This window comes from Streptomyces acidiscabies, from assembly GCF_020010905.1.
Lineage (GTDB): Bacteria > Actinomycetota > Actinomycetes > Streptomycetales > Streptomycetaceae > Streptomyces > Streptomyces acidiscabies.
This window is the reverse complement of the sequence record NZ_JAGJBY010000001.1, coordinates 5,171,683-5,192,784: the sequence shown is the minus strand read 5'-3', so window position 1 is coordinate 5,192,784 and position 21,102 is coordinate 5,171,683. Positions and strand designations below refer to the sequence as shown.

The following is a 21,102-nucleotide window of genomic DNA, read 5'->3' as shown; positions in this document are numbered from 1 at the left end:
GCAGGCTAAATCGTTTTATCAAACAGTCGGCTCATCCTGCTGGGTGGGCGCCCCGACAGACCCCCGCACTTGGACGGGCATCGGCACCCACCGCACGCCGGGCCGCACCTCCTGGTCGAGCAGGGTCTCCACCGCCAGCCGCCCCATCCGCTCGTGCGGCAGAGCGGCCGTCGTCAGCCCCGGACGCAGCCAGCCCGCGATGGGGTCGTCGTCGAAGGAGACGACGGAGACGTCCCCCGGCACGGACAGCCCCGCCTCGGCCAGCGCCTGGTACGCGCCGAGGGCCAGCCGGTCGTTCATGCAGACGATGCCCCGGGGCGGGGTGCGGCGGCTCAGCAGCTCGCGCATCGCCTCGTACCCGTCGGCGGGCTCCCATTCGTCGGCCCGGCCGCCGGGGGTGAGGCGCAGGCCGTACGGCTCCAGGGCGCGCCGGATGCCGCGCAGGCGGGGGCCTGCGGCGAGGGAGCGGCGGGGGTCGCGTTCGACGGCGTCGGCCCGGCCGATCACGGCGATACGGCGGTGGCCGTGCTCCAGGAGGAGCGTCGCCACGTCGTGGCCCGCGCGTTCGTCGTCCGGGAGGATCGCGGCGACGGGTTCGGCGCTGTCGGCGTTGAGGAGGACCGTGGGGCGGCTCGCCATCGCCGGGGGCACGGTCAGGCGGCGGCATGCCATGGCCGCGTACACGAAACCGTCGATCTGGCGGTCCAACATCGCCTCGACCGCCTGCCGTTCGGCCTCCGGGTCGCCCTGGGTCTCGGCGATGAGGAGGACGTGGTCGCGTTCGCGGGCCGCTTCGAGGGCGCCGCGGATCATGTCGCCGGCGAAGCGGGTGGTGGCGACGGCGTCCGAGACGAAGGCGAGCGTCGCGGTCTTGCGGGTACGGAGGCTGCGGGCGGCGACGTTGGGCCGGTAGCCGAGTTCCTCGGCGGCGGCGAAGACCCTGGCGCGGGCCTCCTCCGAGATCCGGGTGCCGGGGCGGCGGTTGAGCACCAGGGACGCCGCTGTCACCGACAGCCCCGCGTGCCGTGCCACGTCGGCCAGGGTCACTCTGCCCATGTGTCGCTCCTCCCGCGCGGGGCCATCTTCGCCCATCGCGCGGGCACGCCCGGCCACCCGGTCCCGTCGCCGAAGGGAGCACGCACGACAGCCCCTGCACGCCGTCGGTGCGTTTTCCGCACGCTCGCGTCACAACACGGCAAAGAGATGGGGAAATCGGACCGATCGAGCGAACCTCGCGGTGCCGAAGTGCCTATGGGGAAGTGTGAGGAACACTCCGTCGCCCCCGCACCCAAGGATCTCCCGTTGACCACCCATGACGTCGCCGCGCCGACGATCAGCCAGCTGCCCGACCGCCCCGCCGTGGCCCGCGTCCCTCTGCCGAAAGGTTCACTGCCCTCGCTCACCGGTATGCGCTGGGCCGCCGCGCTGCTCGTCTTCCTGCATCACATCCGGAACTTCGGTTACTTCGGCGGTGAGAGCGGGCGGCTGGTGGACTGGGCGGCCGGGCCCGGTGCCGTAGGGGTGTCGTTCTTCTTCGTGCTCTCCGGGTTCGTGCTGGCCTGGTCGGCGCGGGACGGCGACAGCGCCCACCGGTTCTGGCGGCGCCGGCTCGCCCGGATCTACCCCGTCCACCTGGTCACGGCGCTGCTCACGCTGGTCCTCGCCGCGACCCTCATACCCGGCCTGCGACCCAGCGGCACCGGCGAGACCGTGGCGAACCTGTTGCTGGTCAGCTCGTGGAAGCGGGACTGGTGGCAGGCGGTCAACCCGGTGAGCTGGTCGTTGACCTGCGAGGCGTTCTTCTACGCGGTCTTCCCGCTGCTCCATGTGTTCCTGCGCCGGTTGGGGTCCCGCGCACTCGTCGGCGTGATGGCCGCCGCCGCCCTGCTCGTGCTCCTGCTCCCGTGGGCGAACCTCCACTACTCCCTGGACTGGACCCTGACCAGCAACCCCGCCGCCCGCCTCCCGGAGTTCGTCCTCGGAGCCGCCGCCGGTTGCCTGGTCCGGCTCGGCGCGTGGCGCGGCCCCGGGCTGGACGTGTCCCTCGCGCTCACGGTCGTCGGCTACTTCCTCACGCATCAACTCCCCAACGGCTACTCGACGTCCGCGTGCACGGTCATCGGCCTGGCCCTACTGATCCCGGCAGCGGCGATGGCCGACCTACGGGGCCTGCCCTCCTTCTGGCGCCGACGCCGGCTGGTGGTGCTGGGCGAGTGGTCCTTCGCGTTCTACATGGTCCACGTCCTGGTACTACGCCTGGGGGAACAACTCCTCCCCCTACGCCACCTCCCGACGGCACTGGCACTCACGGTCACCGGCGCCGCCCTCCTCGTATCGCTCGGACTGGCATGGGCACTGTACGAGGGCGTGGAACGCCCCGGCCGACGCCTACTCCTGCCCCGAACCGGACGGTGACCGGCGAACACGACGCTCACCGACCTGTCAGGACAACCACGTACCCCTGGCCTCGCGGTTCAGGAAGTCGATCAGCCGGGTCTCAGAACGGGCGATACGTTCGCGTCGGTCCTCCGGAAGCGCGGCCAAGGCGTCGGTGAGGGTTCGTTGCCGGGGGACGTGCACCAGGTCGGCGGTGTAGGTACGGCAGTCCGGGCACCACGCGAGACCGACGCACCGCTCGTACAGGGGGGATTCCGGCGGGTGGCAGCGGTACTGGTACGAGCGGACGGGCGTCCGGCAGGCCGCGCAGGCGTATCGGTCTCCGTCGGGGACCGTGTCCAGCGCGCCGACCTTCGTCCATCGCCATCGCGCGGCCGGTGCTCTTCAAGTCGTCATGCCGGGCATTCTCTCCCGACGCTTCCGGGTGGTCAGTGCGGCACCGATCTGCTGCTTCGAGCCGACGGTCCGGCCGGCAGCCACGTAGTTCTTGTTGCCGAAGTGTCACCTCATGACCACCAGGTGACCGCTGCTCGCCAGGCGATTTACCGAAGCCCGGGGAATGCTGGGGAGCGTCACCGCGAGCGATCAGCCGCGCGAAACACCCGAACCGCATCGGAAGGAATCTCACGCCATGACCGCGACTGCGCCCAAGGCTCCCACCGCACCAGGGGTGCGGTCCTGGTGGGGAATCCCGTACGCCACCGCCGAGCGATACCGCCGCCCCGTGGTCGCGGACTTCGACCCGGACCTCCCCTACGACCGCAAGGGCGTCGTCTCCGTCCAGCCCGACAGCGGGGACTGGCTCGAAGCCGACAGCGGGACCGGCGAGGACTGTCTGAACCTGAACGTGTGGGCCCCCGAGCAGCCGGCCGGCACGGCGCTGCCCGTGGCCGTGTACATCCACGGCGGCGGATTCGAGTACGGCGCGAACACGCAGATCACCTCGAACGCCGCCGGCCTCGCCGCGTCGGGCCGCGTGGTGGGTGTGTCGGTCAACTACCGGCTCGGCGCCCTGGGCGCGGTCTCGCTGTCGCAGTACGGCGGGCGGCTCGCCGAGGCGAGCAACCTCTGCCTTCAGGACGTCATCGCCGCGCTGACCTGGATCAAGGGGAACATCGCCCACTTCGGCGGCGACCCCGACAACGTCACCGTCTACGGCCACAGCGGCGGCGCCTACTCCACCTTCGGCCTGCTGGGCGCCGCCTCCGCCGACGGCCTGTACCGGCGGCTGGCCGGGTTCTCCGCCGGGCCCTCTCGGCTCCAGCCGGCCTGGTGGGCCGAGGAGCTCGCCCACCTGTTCGTCACCGAACTCGGCGTCGCGGACAACCCCGAGAAGCTGCTCGACCTCGACACGGCGTCCCTGGTGGCCGCCCTGCACAAGGTCACCCCGACGGACCTCGGAGTCCGTGGCGGGATGGACAGCAAGAGCCTCGGCGTCGTCCTGGACACCGGACAGCCCGGCGCGGTGCTGCACGCCCACCCCATGGACGTACTCGCCTCGGGCACACACCGTGATGTCGACGTGCTGCTGAGCATGGCCAGCGACGACATGGGCTGGTGGGTGGCGAACGACCTCGACCGGTTCGACCCGCACACCGTCGACCGCATCGTCGACGAGATCGCGGGCTGGCGCATTCCCCGCTCCCGCGCCAAGAAGATCGTCGACGCCTACGACCAGGACGGCCGTACCCCTGCCGAGGTCCGCGCCGCACTCCTGACGGACTACCTCTTCGGGCTCCCCGCAGCGCGTGGCGCCCTGACCCACGCCGCCGCCGGCGGCAACGCCCACCTCCTCCTGATCGGCCCCGCCGAGGGCACACCCGCCGTACACGGCACAGAGATGTACGCCCTGGTCGGCCAGGAACAGCCGGGCCGCAGCGCGGAACAGGCCGAGCGCGACACACGTATCCGCGACCTCGTCCTCGACTTCGCCACCGGCGAGCAGACCCGCCTGTGGCCCGCCGTCACGGACAAGCCCACCTCGGAAACCGTCGGCAACCCTCCCTTCGAGGCCACCGCCCACTACCGGCAGGCCCTCGACCTGTGGGAGGGCATCGACCGCCCCTGACAGCGATCCGGAACAGCGCAGAACAGAGTAAGGAACTCGGCATGAGCCAATCGATGCGGGCCGTCGTCGTCACCCGGCCCGGCGGCCTCGACGCACTGGAGATCAAGGACGTCCCGGTGCCCGTCCGCAAACCCGGCTGGGTACGGATCAGGGTGAAGGCGTTCGGCGTCAACGAGTCCGAGGTCACCACCCGCAAGGGTGAGTCGGACGCGGAGGTCACCTACCCCCGTGTTCCCGGCATCGAGGGCGTCGGCGTGGTCGACGAGGCCGACGAGGACAGCGGCCTGCGGCCGGGCCAGCAGGTGGCCACGATGATGGGCGGCATGGGCCGCTCCTACGACGGCACGTACGCCCAGTACGTGACCGTCCCCGCGGCACAGGTCATCCCGTTCGGGACCAGCCTGCCGTGGGAGGTCGTCGGCGCGCTGCCGCAGATGTTCCAGACCGCTTACGGGTCCCTGACCCGCGGCCTGGACCTCCAGGCCGGGCAGACACTGCTGATCCGCGGCGGCACCTCCACGGTCGGGCTCTGCGCGGCCACGATCGCGAAGGACCTCGGAGCGACCGTGCTGTCCACCACCCGCAGCGAGTCGAGGTCAGGGGAACTGCGGGCCGCGGGCGTCGACCATCCCCTCGTCGACAACGGCACGATCGCCGACCAGGTGCGCGAGCTGATCCCGGACGGCGTCGACGCCGCCCTGGAAATGGTCGGCTGCTCGGTCCTCCCCGACACCCTGCGCACCGTCCGCCGCCACGGCACGGTCTGCTTCATCGGCGCCCTGGCGGGCCAGTGGACGATCCCCGACTTCAGCCCGTTCATGATCCCGGGCGGGGTGCGGCTGACCTCCTACGACGGTGAGGCCGCCGACCTCCCGGCCGACGTCCTCGCCCACCAGCTCCAGGCCATCGCCGCCGGACGTCTCAACGTCCCGGTCGCGAAGGTTTACCACGGCCTGGAACAAGTCCGCGACGCCCAGGCCAACCTCGAATCCGGCGCCACACCGGGCAAGCACGTCGTCGTCCTGGACGACTGAGAACTCGTCACCTATGCGAAAGCCCAGCCCCATGGACCACAGCGAAGCGCTCCCCCTGTTCGACGACGATCCCGGCCCCGACACCACCGCACCGGCCGTCGAAGACCTCTCGCGTCCACTCGCCGACCGGCTGCGCCCGCGCACCCTCGGCCAGGTGGTCGGCCAGGAGCATCTGTTGGGCGACGAGGCACCGATCGGGCGGATGGTCGAGCGGCAGCACCTGGTGTCGATGGTCCTGTGGGGGCCGCCCGGCTGCGGGAAGACCACCATCGCCCGGCTCCTCGCCGATGCCGCCGGTCTGGTCTTCGCCCCGCTGTCGGCGACCTTCTCCGGGGTCGCCGACCTGCGCCGGGTGTTCCGCGACGCCGAGCAGCGCCGGGCGCGGGGGCGGGGGACGCTCTTGTTCGTCGACGAGATCCACCGCTTCAACCGCGCCCAGCAGGACAGCTTCCTGCCCTACGTGGAGGACGGCACGGTCGTCCTGGTCGGCGCGACCACCGAGAACCCGAGCTTCGAACTGAACGGCGCGCTGCTCTCGCGCAGCCAGGTCTTCGTCCTCAAACGCCTCGACGAACAGGCTCTGCGAACCCTCACGGCCCGCGCCGAGGAGCTGACCGGACGCCGGCTGCCGCTGACCGACGAGGCCCGTCAGGCCCTGCTCGCCCTGGCCGACGGGGACGGCCGCTACCTGCTCAACATGGCCGAACAGCTCCAGGCCCTCCCCACCGGCACCGGCCCGCTGGACGTGGCCGGGCTGGCGCGGCAGGTGCAGCAGCGGGCCCCGCTGTACGACAAGGCCCAGGAGGGTCACTACAACCTGATCTCCGCGCTGCACAAGTCGATGCGCGGCTGCGACCCGGACGCCGCCCTGTACTGGCTGGCCCGGATGCTGGAGGGCGGCGAGGACCCGCTGTTCATCGCCCGCCGGCTGGTCCGCTTCGCGGGCGAGGACGTCGGCATGGCCGACCCGAGCGCCGTCCAGCAGACCCTTGCCGCGTGGGACGTGTACGAGCGGCTCGGCTCGCCCGAGGGGGAACTCGCCCTCGCCCAGGCCGTCGTCTACCTGGCCACCGCCCCGAAGTCCGTCGCCGTCTACCGAGGTTTCGGCGCCGCGACCAAAAGCGCCCGCCGTACCGGCTCCCTCATGCCGCCGCCGCACATCCTCAACGCACCCACCCGGCTGATGAAGAACCTCGGCTACGGCAAGGGCTACCAGTACGACCCGGACTCCCCCGACGGCTTCTCCGGCGCCGACTACTTCCCCGAGGACATGGACCGCGAGACCTACTACCGGCCCACCGAACACGGCCACGAGGCCGAGATCGGCGACCGCCTGAAGCACTGGTCCCGACTGCGTACCCAGCGACGCCACCCGGACTCCGGCTGAGCCAGGATCAGCCGCTCACGGCCCACATCCCCTGGGTGAAGCTTGAATTGTTCGCTGCACCAGGCCACGGATGCCGTGCGGCGCAGGCCGCTTCCGTCGGGCTCTACCTGGGCGTCGAAGCCTGATCCTTTGTGCCCTGCCCCACGCTGAGCCCGTCCAGCAGAAGGTCGCCGAGTTCGGAGAAGGCGTCGCCTGCGGTCAGGCCGGTCCTCTCCAGGAGGGCCCCCGACTGGACCGCGTCGATGGTGACCGCCACGACGTGGGCGGCGAAGTGGCCGTTGAGCGCGCGGAAGACGCCGGTCCGTACGCCCTCCTCGATCAGTTCGTGGACCCGGTGTGCTGCGGCGGCGGAGTTCTTGCGGTAGATCTGCGCCGTCGGTTCGTAGCCGACCATGTCGTCGTAGAAGGCGTGGGAGTGGCGGCGCATGGCCGTGCCGACGCCGGTGAGGTAGACGCGGATGCGCTGCCTGGGGTCCGGCTCGGCCTGCACCGCCTGTTCGATCTCGGCTGTCGCGTCCCGGAAGAAGGTGCGGGTCACCGCCAGTACCAGCTGTTCCTTCGTGGAGGCGAGGCTGTACAGCGTCGCCTTGGAGCACTCGAGCCGTTGGGCGAGCTCGTCCATGGTCACCGCGGTGAAGCCTTCGGCCAGGATGATCGTCTCGGCCTGGAGCAGCAGTTCGTCCCGTCGGCGCGTGTCGACGACCCGCTTGCGCGCGGTTCGGCGCGGGCGTCGGTCACGCGAGTCGGTCTGGGCCGTCACCGTGGCAGTCCCCCTGAAGATCTCCGCCGGAAGCGGCGAGTGGTCGTCCGGGCCGGAAGGCCGACCCCTGGCAAATGGGTACCAGCGTACCTCCAAACGTACCCACGGGGACAAGGCTGTCGGTCACCGGATCGAGGAGCCGATGGAGATGCCGCCGTCCACATCCAGGACGACCCCGGTGATGTAACCGGCGGCCTCGCTGGCAAGGAACGCCGCAGCTTCGGCGATGTCCTCGGGGCGGCCGGTGCGGCGCATGGGGACCTTGGCGGTGAGTTTGTCGCGGGCCGGGCCGTTCATGGAGGCGAGCATGGGGGTCTCGATCAGCCCGGGGGCGATGGCGTTGGCGGTGATGCCGTAACGGGCGCCCTCCAGCGCGAGGGTGCGGGTCATGCCGACGATCCCCGCCTTGGCGGCCACGTAGTTGGTCTGGCCGAAGTTCCCGCGCCACGACATGGAGGAGAAGCTGACGATACGGCCGTAGCCCTGGCGTTTCATGGGCCCGAACGCGGCGCGGGCGCAGTGGAAGCCGCCGGTCAGGCTGACGCCGATGACCGCGTGCCAGTCGTCGTCGGTGATGTCCTCCACGCGGTTGTCACGGATGATGCCGGCGTTGTTGACCAGCACGTCTAGGCGCCCGACACCATCGATCCAGGCGTTGACCTGGGCCGAGTCGGTCACGTCCACCACGTCGGTGCGGAGTTTCGCGTCATGGGCCTCGGCGATGGTCCCGGCGGCTTCAGTGAGGGCCTGTTCGTTGACGTCGGCCAGGGCGACCATGGCACCCTCCGCCGCGAACCGGGTCGCCATGGCGAGGCCGAGCCCCTGCGCGGCGCCGGTGATGGCGACGACCCGTCCCTGGTAGCGATTCACTGGTTGCCCGCTTTCGTGGTGGAGGGAGCGAGGAAGGCTCGCAGAGCATCGGCCACGGAACTGGCCGACCAGTTGTCCGCGAAGGTGGCCAACTCCTCGCGCAGGGCCTGTTCGGGAGCCATGCCGTCGATCCGGTGCAGGAGTGTCTTGAGGTGTTCCTGGGCGGGACTGTGACGGTCCGCCAACTGCTGGCAGATGCGGGTAGCGGTGGCGTCGAGGTCGCCCTCGGGCACGATCGCGCGGATCCAGCCGGTGCTCTCGAACGCGGTCGCGGGCAGCAGTTCGCCGGTGAGCAGGAGCCAGCGGGACAGTCCCCGCCCGACCGCACCGGGCAGCCGAACGCTCGACCCGCCGGCCGGTACCAGACGCTGCTTCAAGTGCCCGTCACCGATGAGCGTGGTGTCGGCCGCGACAACAACATCGCAGGCCAACGCGAGTTCGAGGCCCCCGGCGACAGCGTGACCGTGCAACACGGCCACCCATGGCTTCGGGCTGGCCGCGATACGGCTGAAGCAGGCCGATACGTCGGTCAGGAAGTCGACCGGGTTGTGGCCGGCGTCGTCCAGCTCCAGGAACTGGTGGAAGTCCCCGCCGGCGCAGAAGCTCGGCCCCTTCCCCGCCACCGCGACGACCGCCGTACCGGGATCGGCCTCGGCGCTGGTGATCTGCTGGTCCAGGGCTGCTACGAGGGTGACGTCGAGGGCGTTGCGGCGCTCGGGGCGGTTGAGCGACAGCCATCGGACGGGGCCGCGTTGCTCGACGAGCAGCGGTTCCATGCCGGTCAACGTGACTCCTCGGTGCGTCGGCGCTCGCGCAGCAGGTAGCGCTGCGTCTTGCCGCTGGGCGTCTTGGGCAGGGCGTCGATGAAATGGACCTGACGCGGGTAGGCGTGCGCGGCGTACCGGGTCTTGACCAACTGCTGGAGCTCGGTGGCCAGTTCCGGTGAGCCGTCGACGCCGTCGCGCAGGACGACGTACGCCTCGATGACCTCGCCGCGGACGTCGTCGGGGGCGCCGATGACGCTGCACTCGGCGACCGCGGGATGCTGGGCGAGGACGCTCTCGATCTCGAACGGCCCGATCCGGTAGCCGGCCATGATGATGACGTCGTCGTCGCGGGAGGAGAAGAAGAAGTCCCCGTCGGCGTCGACCCGCCCGGCGTCGCCCGTGAGGTACCAGCGGCCGTCGGGGGTGAACTTGGAAGCGCTCTGCCCGGGGATCTGGTAGTCGCGGAAGGTCATCAGCGGGCTCGCCGCGACGTCGATCGCGACCCGGCCGAGCACGCCTTCTCCGGCCGGCTCGTCCTTCTCGTCGGCCAGGACGGTGAGGCTCCAGCCGGGCAGCGGACGGCCCATCGATCCCGGCTTGAGCGGACGGGCGAGTTCGGGATGGTGGTGGTTGGCCAGGGGCATGCCGACCTCGGTCTGGCCGAAGTGGTCGTGCACGGCAAGGCCCAGCGCGGTGGCGGCCCACTCGTTGACCTCGGGGGTCAGGGGTTCGCCCGCGCTGGACGCCCGCTCCAGCCGCAGCCCCTCGGGCACCGGTACCGACGAGGAGCGCAGCCCTCGGTACACGGTCGGGGCGGCGGTGAAGTCGGTGATCCGGTGCTCGGCGAGGGTGCGCCAGGTCGTCTCGGCGGAGAACCCGCCGGACAGCAGCAGGCTGGGGATGCCGGCGGCCATCGGGGCGACGACGGCCGCGTACAGCCCGTAGGCCCAGCCCGGGTCGGCGGCGCACCAGTAGCTGCTGTCCCCGGTGACGCCCAGGGCGTACTCCAGGTAGATCTGCCATCCGGCGATGTAGGAGACGGGGTGGATGACGCCCTTGGGCTTGCCGGTGGTGCCGGAGGTGAACATGTGGACGAGGGGGCCGTCCCCGCTCATGGTGGTCGCGGGTACCGGCTCGGGTGACGCGGCGGCGACGAGGTCGGTCAGCGACAGGTCACCGCCCGACGTGGCCGTTCCGGTGACGACGACGCGGCGCTCGGGGTCGTCCGGCATGTCGGGGCCCGGGTCGAGTTTGTGGCGCTGGTCGGGGTCGACGACCACGACGTGTGCACCCGCGCCCTCCAGGCGCAGGGCGATGGCCTGGGGTGCGAACGCGGTGAACAGCGGGACGTAGACCGCGCCGAGCCGCCAGGTCGCGAGGATGACGGTCACGAGGTCGGTGCTCTTGCCCATCAGGGTCGCCACCCGGTCGCCCGGCCCGACGCCGAGCTCCTGCAACGCCCGCGCACAGCGGTGGGAATCCGCCGCGAGCTGCCCGAAGGTCAGGACGGACGCCTCGCCGGCGGCATCGACGACGGTGAACGCCACCCTGTCGGCGGGATGCCGGTCGCACAGCAGCCACGCCACATCCGCCTCGGAGAACTCGGAGAACTCGGAGAAAAGGGATCTCGCGACCCGGTCGGCGGCGCTCACGACTGGTCCTCGCGGTCGATGACCGGCAGGACCAGACGGCTGGGGTGGTCCGGTCCGTGGTGGATGTGGTTGACCGCGGGGATCATCTGCTCCTCGCTCTCACGGGCGATGACGCCGCCGGTGTTGGTGTTGCGGTCGTAGCGGGGGAAGTTGCTGCTGGAGACGTCCACGCGGATGCGGTGACCGGGGAGGAACACGTTGGACGTGGCGGTCATGTCGACGGTGATCTCGTAGACCGAGCCGGGCTCCATCAGTTCTTCCGTGGCCAGGCCGCCCCGGTAGCGGGCGCGCAGGATCCCGTCGCACAGGTTGATCGCCCTGCCGTCGGGGAAGACGTCGACGAGCTTGGCGGTGAAGTCGGTGTCCACGGCCGACGAGGAGACGAACAGGGTCAGGCTGACCGGACCGGTGACCTCGACGGGCTCCTCCAGCACCGGCCCGGCGAAGCACAGGACGTCTTCGCGGGCGGCGACGGTCCGCTGATCGACCGGGCCGCAGAGTTCCCGTGTCACCGGCATGGTCGCCCCGCCCGCCGTGGGAACCGGGCGGCGCGGGTCGTAGAGGTAGGTGTCGTGCCCGGCGCCGGTCGGCGGCTCGGTCGTCAGCGCGCCGTCGCCGCCCGCTGTGTTGGCGTGGCCGGCGCTCGTGAGGTGGAAGTCGGTCCACCTCGTGTCGGGCAGCGGCCAGTCCTGCTCGTCGCGCCACTGGTCGATGCCCATCACGAAGATCTTCACCGGCGCCACGCCGTCCAGAGCGGTGGTGTCGCCCCGGAGCCAGCGGTCGAAGAACTTCACGTGCAGGCCGGTCAGGCCCAGCATCTGCGCACTGGCGAGCGGACCGAAGGAGCGGTCGGCATAGACACCGGTCGAGGAGATGTGATCCCACGGGCCGATGATCAGCCGCTGCCCCTCACGGGCCTGCGCACTGCCCGCCTGCTGACGGGCGGTGGTGTACGTGCGCACCGTCTGCCCGATGTAGAGGTCGTACCAGCCGCCTATGTTGAGCGCCGGAACGGTGACGTTCTTGAGCTCGGGCGTGAGCTCCATGGCGTCCCAGTACGCGTCGTGGGAGGGGTGGGCCAGCCAGTCGTCCCACCACTTGCCGTACTCCGCCAGGACCGGGACCTCGGCCGTGGGCAGCACGTCGTTCAGCGGCTCCGGGTACAGCGCCGCCCGGCCGAGCCGCTGCACCTGGGACACGGAGCCCTCGCCGGCCGCCAGGGACCGCTGGGCGTCGGCCATGTACATCATGGCGTTCCACACGGTGACCAGGCTCAGTGAGAGCGCGCCGCCCGGGCCGTACCAGGGCGCTTCGTAGTTGTCGGTCGAGGTGACGGACGGGGCGATCGCCTTGAGGGCGGGGGCTCCGGTGACGGCGGTCTCCCACTGGACCATCCCGAGATAGGACCCGCCGTACATGCCCACCGTGCCGTCGGACCAGGGCTGCTCGGCGATCCAGGCGACGGTGTCCTCGCCGTCGTCGCGGTCGGCCAGGTGCGGAACGAACTCGCCCTCCGAGCGGTGGGTGCCCCGGCAGTCCTGCACGACCACCGCGTAGCCCGCCTCCAGCAGAGGCATGAGGTCGGGCATGACCCCGCCCAGGCTGACGCCGAACACGTCCTTGCCGTAGGGCATGCGCACGAGCAGCGTCGGAGCCTGCCCCTGGACCGGATGCCACACGTTGGCGGCGAGGGCCACTCCGTCGCGCATCGGGACCCGGACGTCTATCTCGTACAGGTGCTGCATCGGTGCTCCTCTTTGAGCCGACGGTGGTGCTCCCGGATGCCGGGTACGTTAGGAGGTACGTTCGTACCCTGTCAATTACCGTACGGTGGGTCCGGCCTCCCCTTATCCGCCGTTCGCGCGGGCCGCGAAGGCCGCCGGGGTGAGGCCAGTGCGGTCGCGGAAGAAGCGGCCGAAGTTCGCGGGGTCGGTGAAGCCGAGGTGGACGGCCACGGCGCGGGCGTCCCACCGGGCGGCTGCCAGCAGGCGCCGGGCTTCGAGGAGGCGCCGGTCGTCGATGAGTTCGCGTACTCCTTTGCCGGTGGCGTCGCGGGCGGCGCGGCTGAGGGTGCGGACCGAGCAGCCGAGCAGCTCGGCGTAGTCCGCGGCCTGGTGCAGTTCGCGGAAGTGCAGCTCCAGGGCGTCCAGGAAGTGCCGGTAGCGGTCGGCGCGTGCGGTGTCGGCCGTGGCTGTGCCGGCGATGCCCGGGGAGTTGGCCAGGCGCAGGAGCAGCGATTCGAGCAGGCTGCGGCGCAGGGCGTGGTGGACGGTGAGGGGGCGGCGGCCCAGTGCGCGGTGTTCGTCCAGGAGTTGGAGCGCCGTCTGCTGGAGCCAGGCGGTGTCGTCGGGGTGGGGGCTGAGCACGGGAGGGGCCTCGTGCGCGGTGAGCGGGGCCAGCAGGCGGGCGATGTCGGGGCGCAGTACGTCGGGTTCGAACAGGATGAACGGGCCGCGGGCCGCGCCGGGCGGATGCCAGCACTGGGCGTGTCCGGGGCGTACCCACAGCCACTGGCCGGGGGTGACGGTCCGCGTGACGTGGTCGACGTCGTGCCGCAACTCCCCTTCGGTGACGGCGATGAGGTAGTGGAAGGTGGCACGGCCCGGACGGGGCGGGTTCCACGGCCAGTCGTCGTGCTGGGCGAAGAAGTCCTCGACGGTACTCACCTCAAGGCCGTAGGGGGTACCGACCGGGGGCTGGAAGCCGTAGAGCCGAACCTCAGCCGGTCCGACCGGGGTTCCGCTCAGCTGGAAGTGTCGCTTGTCGACCATCATGTGTCCGCAACTTACAGCCCTTCCGGTCGGCTTCGACGGAAGGATGGGGCGCCCCCCGGAACCGCGTGTCGGCCACTTCTACGGCGCGGCCCCGATGGTAAGTGGATCGACTTGCCTTACGGACGGCGCGGGAGTTACCTTCATAAGGTGAGTCAATCGACTTACCTTATGTCTCGGCAAGGAACCATGACCATGAATCGTCTTGCGGGCAAGCGCGCCCTCGTCACCGGCGGCACGAGCGGGATCGGTCTGGAGACCGCCCAGCGTTTTATTGCGGAGGGGGCCGACGTGCTGGTCACCGGCGTCACCCCGGCCAGCATCGACAGGGCGCGGCAGGTCCTCGGGGACAAGGTGCCGGTGGTGCAGGCAGATGCCCGCGATCTCGATGCTCAGCGCGGGCTGGCGGAGCGGGTGCGTGAGCATTTCGGGGAGCTGGACGTGGCGTTCCTGAACGCCGGTGTCTCGGACTGGCGGCCGTTCGAGGACCACACGGAGGACAGTTTCGACCGGCTCTTCGACATCAACGTCAAGAGCGTCTTCTTCCTCACGCAGGCCCTGGTGCCCGTGCTGGCCAACCCGTCCTCGGTCATCCTCAACGCGTCCAACAGCGCGCACGGCGGCTACGGGAACTCGAACGCCTACGCCGCGACGAAGGCGGCCCTCGGCTCCCTGATGCGGTCGTGGAACGCGGACCTGCTCAGGTCGCACGGCATCCGGTTCAACGCGGTCAGCCCCGGCCCGGTGGACACCCCGCTGTACGCCAAGCTCGGGATCGAGGACCCCGCGCAGCAGGCGGCGGTGCTGGAGGGGATCAGCGCCGGCATCCCGCTGGGTCGCATGGGTCTGCCCGCGGAGGTCGCGGAGGCCGTCGTGTACCTGGCCTCCGACGCCTCCGCTTTCGCGGTGGGCCAGGACCTTATCCTGGACGGTGGCCAGACCGTCCTCTGACAGCGGGGACGCGGCCGGGAGACGGGCGAGGGGCGTGGGTATGGCGGTGGCGGAGACCGGTGGCGATACGTGCCAGGCCGGGTATCACGCGCAGATCAAGGAGGAGAACCGCGCGCGCATCATCCGTGCCGCCCGCGACCTCTTCCTCGACCGGGGATACGACAAGGCCTCCCTCGCCCAGATCGCGAAGAAGGCCGGCGTCTCCACCGGCACCCTCTTCAAGCGGTACCCCTCCAAGGCCGCCCTGTTCGCGGCCGTCACCGCCGAACAGTGGCAGCTGGACGTGGAGTACGCCGAAGCACCCCCGCCCGGTGATCCCCGGTACGGTCTGGACCACATCGGCCGCGACTACGCCTGCCTGGTCTCACGGCCCGGCACGGCCGCGCTGTGCCGCCTCATCATCACCGAACTCCCCCAGATGCCGGAACTCGCCGACATCGTCGGCACCGGCTTCGCCATCGACCGCGGACCCTTCTTCGACCGGCTCCGCAACTACCTGGACACCGAGGCACAGGCCGGCACCCTCGACTTCCGCTCGGCCGACGGACAGCCACAGTCGGCAGCCACCGTCGCCGAACAGTTCCTCGGCATGATCTGCAGCCAGTTCCTGTGGCCCCAACTCGTACGCACCGACTTCGTCCCGCCCAACCCCACCGACGCCGCCATCGTGGACGAGGCCGTCGCGCTGATGCTCACCCGCTACAGCACCGAATCCTGAACCCGAGCGCTCGGGGTTCAGGATCTACGGCGTCCCAAGGACCCGGCTCGCCCGGAGATCGCCGCCCCTCCTCACGCTCCCGGAACCGCGCCTTCCCCTCCTCCAGCGCAACCGTCTCCACCACCGGCCGCACCCCGGTCGTGACAGCGAACCGCATCGCCTGTTCCGTATCGGCCGGACTCCCCGTCAGATGCCCGGCGACCGTCGGCGCCCCCATCACCAGCTTCCCCAGCGGCAGTTGGAGCGGCATCCCGTCGAAGCCGACGACGGTGAGCCGCCCATGCGGGGCGAGGCCGTCGACCAGTTCCGCAAGGGGCTTCGTGCCGGCGGCCGTGGACAGGATCAGCCGCGCGCCACCCAACTCGGCGAGCGCGGCCCCGGGCTGCTGCCGCTCGGCGTCGATGTAGTGCCGCGCGCCCAGCTCCTCGGCGAGCCCCCGCTTCCCCTCCCCCGCCCGATCGCGACGGTCTCGAACCCCCTCGGGAATCCGGGCGAGGGTGGCAGCGGGAACGGTGATCGTGCCCGCAGCTCCCGCCGAACCACCCGACGGTCACCCGCTCCCCCACCGCCCACCCGGCGACGTCCGGCCCCAACTCGGCGACGACACCGGCGACTTCGTGCCCCGGGGTGACGGGGAAGCCGGTCGTCGGGGCGGGGTCGCGGAACGTGCCGATGTCGGCGCCGCAGATGCCGGTGGCCTGCACGTCGATCCGCACCTCGCCGCTCCCAGGTGCCCGCGCCTCACTCGGGGCCGCTCCTGAAGGACGCCCTGGCGTGCCGGACGAAGGGCCGGATGTCGACGGCGTCACGGTCCCGCGACCAGACCAGGCGCAGCGGTACGGGCGGGAGGTCCGTGACGGGGATGGTGACGGTGCCCTCGGGTTCGCTGCCCCGTTGCTGAGGGATGCCGAGGGCGCAGGCCTGTCCGAGCCGGACGACGGCCAGCATCTGGAGTCCGTCGCTGACCTCGGGTCCGGGCCGGCCGGGCGGTCCGGCGGGCCACAGGTCGGGGTCGGCCAGCGGCGTACCCACCCCCGTCCACCGGATGAACGTCTCCTCGGCGAGGTCGGCCACGCTGACGGCGTCCTTGCCGGCCAGCCGGTGCCGGGTGCTGACGAGGATCTGGCACGGCTCGTGCCGGACGACGACGCCGGCCAGCCCGGTGTCACGCGGGTCGGCGCGGCACAGGGCGAGGTCGGCGCGGCCCGAGCGGACCCGTTCGAGCTGGTCCTCGGGGGTGCCGACGGTCGCGCGGGCGGGGCAGGGTGGGGCCGTGTCGTTGTACGACCTGACGAGCCGGTCCAGGAGCAGGGCGTCGCACCCGGCACTGGCGACGGTGACGGTGTCGTACCGCTCGGCGGCCCGGCGGACCCGGGCGGTCAGGTCGGCGGCGCGGGCGAGGAGGGCGCGGCCCTCGTCGAGCATGACCTCGCCGACCGGGGTGAGGGCGACGCCCTGCGGGGTGCGGTCGAGGAGCGGGGCGCCGAGGTCGCGTTCGAGGGCGCGGATGGCGCGGGACAGGGCGGGCTGGGTCATGGTGAGGCGCTGGGCGGCGCGGGTGAAGTTGCGTTCCTCCGCGACCGCGACGAAGTACTGGACCTGCCGGATCTCCATGCGGGCACTCTCCCACGTGCGGCCATGCCGCGAGGGCATCGCGCCATGCCGAAGCGGACCTTCCGCGCACGGCTCCCGGACGGTGAGGTGGAGGACGTATCAACACGATCGCAAGGAGCAGCAATGTCGAAGAAGGCAGTGGTCACGGGCGGTACCGGCGGGATCGGTCTGGAGACGGCCGCGGGGCTGGCCGCCGAGGGGTGGGACGTCACTGTCGTGGGCCGCGACGCCGTACGGGGTGAGGCGGCGGTGGCCCGCATGCGCGGGGCGGGGCGTTTCCTCGCCGCCGACCTGTCCTCCCTCGCACAGACCCGCGAGCTGGGCCGCCGCCTCGCCGCCGAGGGCCCCCTGGACCTGCTGGTGAACAACGCGGGCGGCATGTGGGTGACGCGCCGCGTGACCCCGGAGGGCATCGAGGCCAGCGTCGCCCTCAACCACCTCTCGCCGTACGTCCTCACCGAGGCGCTGCTGGACGCGCTGGCGGCCGGGTCCCCGAGCCGGATCGTGAACGTCACGTCGTCCTCGGTCACCGCAGCGCAGGCGGTGTACGACGAGGTCGAGCCGCCCGGCCCGTACTACGGTCTGGCGGCCACCGGGCGGGCCAAGCTGGCGCATCTCGTGCACACCCTGGACCTCGCCGAGCGCGTGCAGCCGTACGGTGTGTCGGTGTTCGCGGCCGATCCCGGCGCCGCCGCCACCCCGAACGCGGCGGAGATGACCGTCGAGATCCTCCCGCCCGAGCTGCGCCCGCACTGGGAGATGATCCAGCAGGCCGTCTCCGCCCCGGTGGCCGACGCGGCGCGCTCCCCGTTGGCGGCGGCGACCGATGCCGCGCTGGAGGGGAGCACCGGCGTCGTCCTGGGCCCGGACGGGCAGCCGGACGGCAAAATTCTGGCAATCATCACGCCGGAGATCGCGGACGCCGTACGGGTCTGGACGGCCAAACTCCTTGCCACATACGGCAGTTGATCCAGTAGTCGCTTCCAGACCCAGGCTAACCGGACCCCAGGGTTCGGTTAGCCTGGCGGGCAAACGGACCCTTGGGTCCACTTGACCTTCCTGGAAGACGGAATCCATGGCAGACACGAACGGGGCGAGAACCGCGCCCATAGGCCGGAGCATGGCCATCCTGGGGCTCGCCGCGCTGGCCTTCTCGCTCGCGCAGACCTCGCTGGCGCCCGCGCTGAGCGACATGGCGGCCTCACTGCACACCAGCCCGCAGAACACGGCGTGGGCGCTCACCGGTTACCTCGTGGCCGCCGCCGTGCTGACGCCGGTGTTCGGGCGGCTCGGGGACATGTTCGGGAAGCGGCGGCTGCTGGTCGCCTCGCTGGTGCTGTTCGCGATCGGCGGGGCGTGGGCCGCGCTCGGCGACAGCCTCACCGTGGTGGTGATCGGACGCGTCGTGATGGGGGCGGGCGGCGGCATCTTCCCGCTGTGCTTCGGCATCATCCGCGACGAGTTCCCGGCGCACCGCCGGGCCGGCGCGGTCGGTCTCGTCTCCGCCATCGCCGGGCTCGGCGGCGGGCTCGGCCTCCTGATGGGCGGACTGCTGGTCGACCACGCCTCGTACCGCTGGATCTTCTGGGCCGGCACGATGATGGCCGCGGTCGCCGCGGTCGCCGCGCACTTCCTGCTCCCGGAGTCCCCGGTCCGCACCCCCGGCAAGGTCGACTTCGCCGGTACGGCCCTGCTGGGCGCGGGCATCACCGCTCCCCTGATCGCCATCAGCCAGGCGTCCACGTGGGGGTGGACCAGCGGGCGCACCCTCGGTCTGATCGCCGCCGGTCTGGTCGTCCTCGCGGTGTTCGTGCTGGTGGAGCGGCGCACCGCCGAGCCCCTCGTCGACATGGGCGTCCTGGTCCAGCGCCCGGTGCTGATGACCAACGTGGCGACGCTGCTGATCGGCTTCGGCATGTTCGGTGTGTTCCTGCTGGTCCCGCAGCTCGTGCAGACGCCCGAGGCGAGCGGGTACGGCTTCGGCGGCGACGCCACCCGGGCCGGGCTGCTGATGCTCCCCGGCTGTCTGATGATGCTGGTCGCCGGGCCCCTCTCCGGGGTCCTCACCGCACGTTTCGGCGGGAAGGTGCCGCTCTCGCTGGGCGGGGTCGTCACCGCCGCCGGGCTCGCGCTGCTCGCGGTGGCGCACGGTTCGCAGGGTGCCGTCCTCGGGTTCACCATGGTCGTCTTCACCGGCATCGGGCTCGCCTTCGCCGCGATGCCGAACCTGATCGTGGACGCCGTCGACCCGGCCAGGACCGGCGAGGCGACCGGGGTCAACGCCCTGGTGCGGTCCGTGGGTTCGTCGCTCGGCAGCCAGGTCATCGCGAGCATCCTCGCGAACAGCGCGACCGCGTCGAACCCGCTGCCCACCGAGCACGCGTACACGGTGTCGTTCCTCGTCGGCGGCGCGGGCGCGCTGGTCGCCGCCGTCGTCACGCTCCTCATCCCCCGGGCGCGCCCCCGCCGGCAGGCCGAGAGTTCCGGGCCGCTCCCCGAACCGGCGCTGGCCGTCGAGGACGGCAAAAACCGTCACACTTGAGCCCATGGACACGACGAAAGCGACCGAGAACTGGTCCGAGCGCCGTACCGACGCCCGCCGCAACCACGAGCGGATCGTCGCGGCGGCCTTCCAGGTCTTCGCGGAACGCGGCCTGGACGGCACCGTTCCCGAGGTCGCCGCGCGTGCGGGGGTCGGCAAGGCGACCGTCTACCGCAGCTACCCCACCAAGGACGACCTGGTGCAGGCCGTCGTCCGGCACCGCTTCACGCGGCTGGAGGACCGCACCGCCGAGGCCCTCGCGGAGCCGGACGCGGGCCGGGCGCTCGCGGCGCTGCTGCCGGACGTCTTCGAGATGATGTCCGCCGACCGGCTCCTCGCCGACGTCATCCACGAGCAGCAGTGCCCCGAACTCCTCGACATGATCGCCTCGCTCATCGACGCGGCGAAGGAGCAGGGGACAGTCCGCCCCGACGCCACCGGGACCGACCTGAGGATCCTCGCGGGCGGCTGCGCGAAACAGCTCGTCCGGCTGGGCATCACCGATCCCGCGCAGTGGCGGCGCTTCGGGGACCTGGCGGTGGCGGCGCTGCGGACCGGGTGAGCCGACGGGGTCAGTGTTCGTGCGGCCCCGCCCGGTGCACCGGTCCGTGCGCGTCGTCGCAGTGGTCCCCGGCCCGCTCGTCCGGCGGCGTGATCGTCAGAATGTCGTCGGGGGTCTCCTCGCCCACATGGTCGACCTGGAGGGTCGCGTGGGTGATCGCGTGGTCGGTGCGGAGGAGGCGTTGGAGGTCGCGGCGCACCGCGTGGCAGTCGCCGCCGGGGGCCACCAACACGTGCGCCGAGAGGGCCGGTTCGCCCGAGGTGATGGTCCAGAGGTGGAGGTCGTGGATCTCCACCACCGAGGGGCGGGACGCCAGTTCGTCGCCGATGGCGTCCGGGTCCAGGCCGACGGGGGCCGCTTCCAGGAAGATGCGGCCCGAGTCGCGGACCAGGCCGTAGCCCGCCTTGACCATCAGGGCGACCACCACCAGCGTCGCGATCGCGTCGGCGCGGGCGAACCCCGTGAGGACGACGACCAGCGCCGCGATCGCCGTGCCGATGAACGCGAACAGGTCGTTGAGGATGTGCTGGTAGGCGCCCTCGACGTTGAGGGAACTGCGGTTGGCCCGGGAGATGCACCAGGTCGCGGCGATGTTCACGACGATCCCGGCGAGGGCGGTCGCCAGCATGAGGCCGCCCTCCACCTCGGGCGGGTCGATCAGGCGCCGGACCGCTTCGTACGCCAGCCAGGCGCCCAGCAGGAGCAGGGTCAGCCCGTTGGCCTGGGCGGAGAGGATCTCGGCGCGCTTGAGGCCGTACGTGAAGCCGCCCCGCGCGGGCCGCGCCGACAGCCGCATCGCGACGAGCGCGAGGACGATGGACACGGCGTCGGTGAGCATGTGCGCGGCGTCGGAGATCAGCGCCAGCGAACTCGCCATGATCCCGACGACGACCTCGGCCGCCATGAACACCGTGATCAGGGTGAGGGCGATGCCGAGCCAGCGCCGGTCCGCGTCGGCGCTCACGCCGTGGGAGTGCCCGGCGTGGTCTGCGGTGTCGTGATGACTCAT

Annotated in this window: 19 protein-coding genes and 1 pseudogene; 9 read left to right on the top strand and 11 right to left on the bottom strand. The window is 71.4% G+C overall.

From position 1 onward, the window contains the following. Nucleotides 1-18: 18 nt before the first annotated feature. Nucleotides 19-1,056, bottom strand: a complete 1,038-nt coding sequence (locus tag J8M50_RS23545) for a LacI family DNA-binding transcriptional regulator (protein WP_010355825.1) — start codon at nt 1,054-1,056, stop codon at nt 19-21. A 246-nt stretch (nt 1,057-1,302) separates the two neighbouring features. Between J8M50_RS23545 and J8M50_RS23540 the strand changes: the two genes are divergently transcribed. The 4 genes from J8M50_RS23540 to J8M50_RS23525 all read left to right on the top strand — a co-directional run bounded on the left by J8M50_RS23540 (nt 1,303) and on the right by J8M50_RS23525 (nt 6,886). Next, nucleotides 1,303-2,415 carry an acyltransferase family protein gene (locus tag J8M50_RS23540; RefSeq protein ID WP_223786252.1) on the top strand — a complete coding sequence of 371 codons (1,113 nt, stop codon included), beginning with the start codon at nt 1,303-1,305 and terminating at the stop codon, nt 2,413-2,415. Nucleotides 2,416-3,028: 613 nt separating this feature from the next. Continuing rightward, the gene (locus tag J8M50_RS23535) at nt 3,029-4,465 is read left to right on the top strand and encodes a carboxylesterase family protein (protein WP_010355822.1); all 1,437 of its coding nucleotides are present in this window, start codon (nt 3,029-3,031) and stop codon (nt 4,463-4,465) included. Nucleotides 4,466-4,518: 53 nt separating this feature from the next. Beyond that, nucleotides 4,519-5,499, top strand: a complete 981-nt coding sequence (locus tag J8M50_RS23530) for an alcohol dehydrogenase catalytic domain-containing protein (protein WP_010355820.1) — start codon at nt 4,519-4,521, stop codon at nt 5,497-5,499. Between the two features lie 31 nt (nt 5,500-5,530). Further along, nucleotides 5,531-6,886 (top strand): replication-associated recombination protein A, encoded by a 1,356-nt coding sequence (locus J8M50_RS23525; RefSeq protein WP_010355819.1) that lies wholly within the window; start codon nt 5,531-5,533, stop codon nt 6,884-6,886. 103 nt (nt 6,887-6,989) lie between these two features. Here J8M50_RS23525 and J8M50_RS23520 read toward each other — a convergent pair whose 3' ends face one another. The 6 genes from J8M50_RS23520 to J8M50_RS23495 form a co-directional block, all read right to left on the bottom strand. Further along, entirely contained in the window at nt 6,990-7,646 is a 657-nt protein-coding gene (locus tag J8M50_RS23520) for a TetR/AcrR family transcriptional regulator (protein ID WP_010355817.1), read from the bottom strand. A 123-nt stretch (nt 7,647-7,769) separates the two neighbouring features. Then, nucleotides 7,770-8,516, bottom strand: coding sequence for an SDR family oxidoreductase (locus tag J8M50_RS23515; RefSeq protein ID WP_010355816.1), 747 nt, complete (start codon nt 8,514-8,516; stop codon nt 7,770-7,772). Continuing rightward, nucleotides 8,513-9,292, bottom strand: a complete 780-nt coding sequence (locus J8M50_RS23510) for an enoyl-CoA hydratase/isomerase family protein (RefSeq protein WP_010355815.1) — start codon at nt 9,290-9,292, stop codon at nt 8,513-8,515. Before J8M50_RS23510 ends, J8M50_RS23515 begins: the two co-directional genes overlap by 4 nt. Nucleotides 9,293-9,297: 5 nt before the next feature. Next, nucleotides 9,298-10,935 carry an AMP-binding protein gene (locus J8M50_RS23505; protein ID WP_010355814.1) on the bottom strand — a complete coding sequence of 546 codons (1,638 nt, stop codon included), beginning with the start codon at nt 10,933-10,935 and terminating at the stop codon, nt 9,298-9,300. Further along, nucleotides 10,932-12,680, bottom strand: a complete 1,749-nt coding sequence (locus J8M50_RS23500) for a CocE/NonD family hydrolase (RefSeq protein ID WP_010355813.1) — start codon at nt 12,678-12,680, stop codon at nt 10,932-10,934. Before J8M50_RS23500 ends, J8M50_RS23505 begins: the two co-directional genes overlap by 4 nt. Before the next feature lie 102 nt (nt 12,681-12,782). Next, nucleotides 12,783-13,709: a helix-turn-helix domain-containing protein gene (locus J8M50_RS23495; RefSeq protein ID WP_010355811.1), complete on the bottom strand. Its 927-nt coding sequence runs from the start codon at nt 13,707-13,709 to the stop codon at nt 12,783-12,785. Between the two features lie 192 nt (nt 13,710-13,901). Here J8M50_RS23495 and J8M50_RS23490 point away from each other — a divergent pair, with 192 nt between their 5' ends. Together J8M50_RS23490 and J8M50_RS23485 are read left to right on the top strand one after the other, a co-directional pair. After that, a complete protein-coding gene (locus J8M50_RS23490; protein WP_010355810.1) occupies nt 13,902-14,657 on the top strand; it encodes an SDR family oxidoreductase in 756 nt (251 codons plus the stop codon). 40 nt (nt 14,658-14,697) lie between these two features. After that, nucleotides 14,698-15,375: a TetR/AcrR family transcriptional regulator gene (locus J8M50_RS23485; protein ID WP_010355809.1), complete on the top strand. Its 678-nt coding sequence runs from the start codon at nt 14,698-14,700 to the stop codon at nt 15,373-15,375. On the opposite strand, the gene J8M50_RS23480 is transcribed toward J8M50_RS23485, so the two are convergent. From J8M50_RS23480 to J8M50_RS23470, 3 genes and pseudogenes are all read right to left on the bottom strand, one after another. After that, complete coding sequence (locus tag J8M50_RS23480) at nt 15,350-15,862, bottom strand: zinc-binding dehydrogenase (RefSeq protein WP_223786324.1); 513 nt, start codon at nt 15,860-15,862, stop codon at nt 15,350-15,352. The two genes, J8M50_RS23485 and J8M50_RS23480, sit on opposite strands and share 26 nt — an antisense overlap. Before the next feature lie 58 nt (nt 15,863-15,920). Further along, a pseudogene (locus J8M50_RS50115) lies at nt 15,921-16,079 on the bottom strand (alcohol dehydrogenase catalytic domain-containing protein); the annotation flags it as partial. Nucleotides 16,080-16,116: 37 nt separating this feature from the next. Continuing rightward, nucleotides 16,117-16,989, bottom strand: a complete 873-nt coding sequence (locus tag J8M50_RS23470) for a LysR family transcriptional regulator (protein WP_010355807.1) — start codon at nt 16,987-16,989, stop codon at nt 16,117-16,119. 123 nt (nt 16,990-17,112) lie between these two features. On the opposite strand from J8M50_RS23470, the gene J8M50_RS23465 reads away from it, so the two are divergent. From J8M50_RS23465 to J8M50_RS23455, 3 genes are all read left to right on the top strand, one after another. Further along, nucleotides 17,113-17,958, top strand: coding sequence for an SDR family NAD(P)-dependent oxidoreductase (locus J8M50_RS23465; RefSeq protein ID WP_010355806.1), 846 nt, complete (start codon nt 17,113-17,115; stop codon nt 17,956-17,958). Between the two features lie 106 nt (nt 17,959-18,064). Next, nucleotides 18,065-19,531 carry an MFS transporter gene (locus tag J8M50_RS23460; RefSeq protein ID WP_100216810.1) on the top strand — a complete coding sequence of 489 codons (1,467 nt, stop codon included), beginning with the start codon at nt 18,065-18,067 and terminating at the stop codon, nt 19,529-19,531. Between the two features lie 4 nt (nt 19,532-19,535). Beyond that, nucleotides 19,536-20,093, top strand: coding sequence for a TetR/AcrR family transcriptional regulator (locus tag J8M50_RS23455; RefSeq protein WP_010355804.1), 558 nt, complete (start codon nt 19,536-19,538; stop codon nt 20,091-20,093). Between the two features lie 10 nt (nt 20,094-20,103). Here J8M50_RS23455 and J8M50_RS23450 read toward each other — a convergent pair whose 3' ends face one another. Then, nucleotides 20,104-21,102 (bottom strand): cation diffusion facilitator family transporter, encoded by a 999-nt coding sequence (locus J8M50_RS23450; protein ID WP_010355803.1) that lies wholly within the window; start codon nt 21,100-21,102, stop codon nt 20,104-20,106.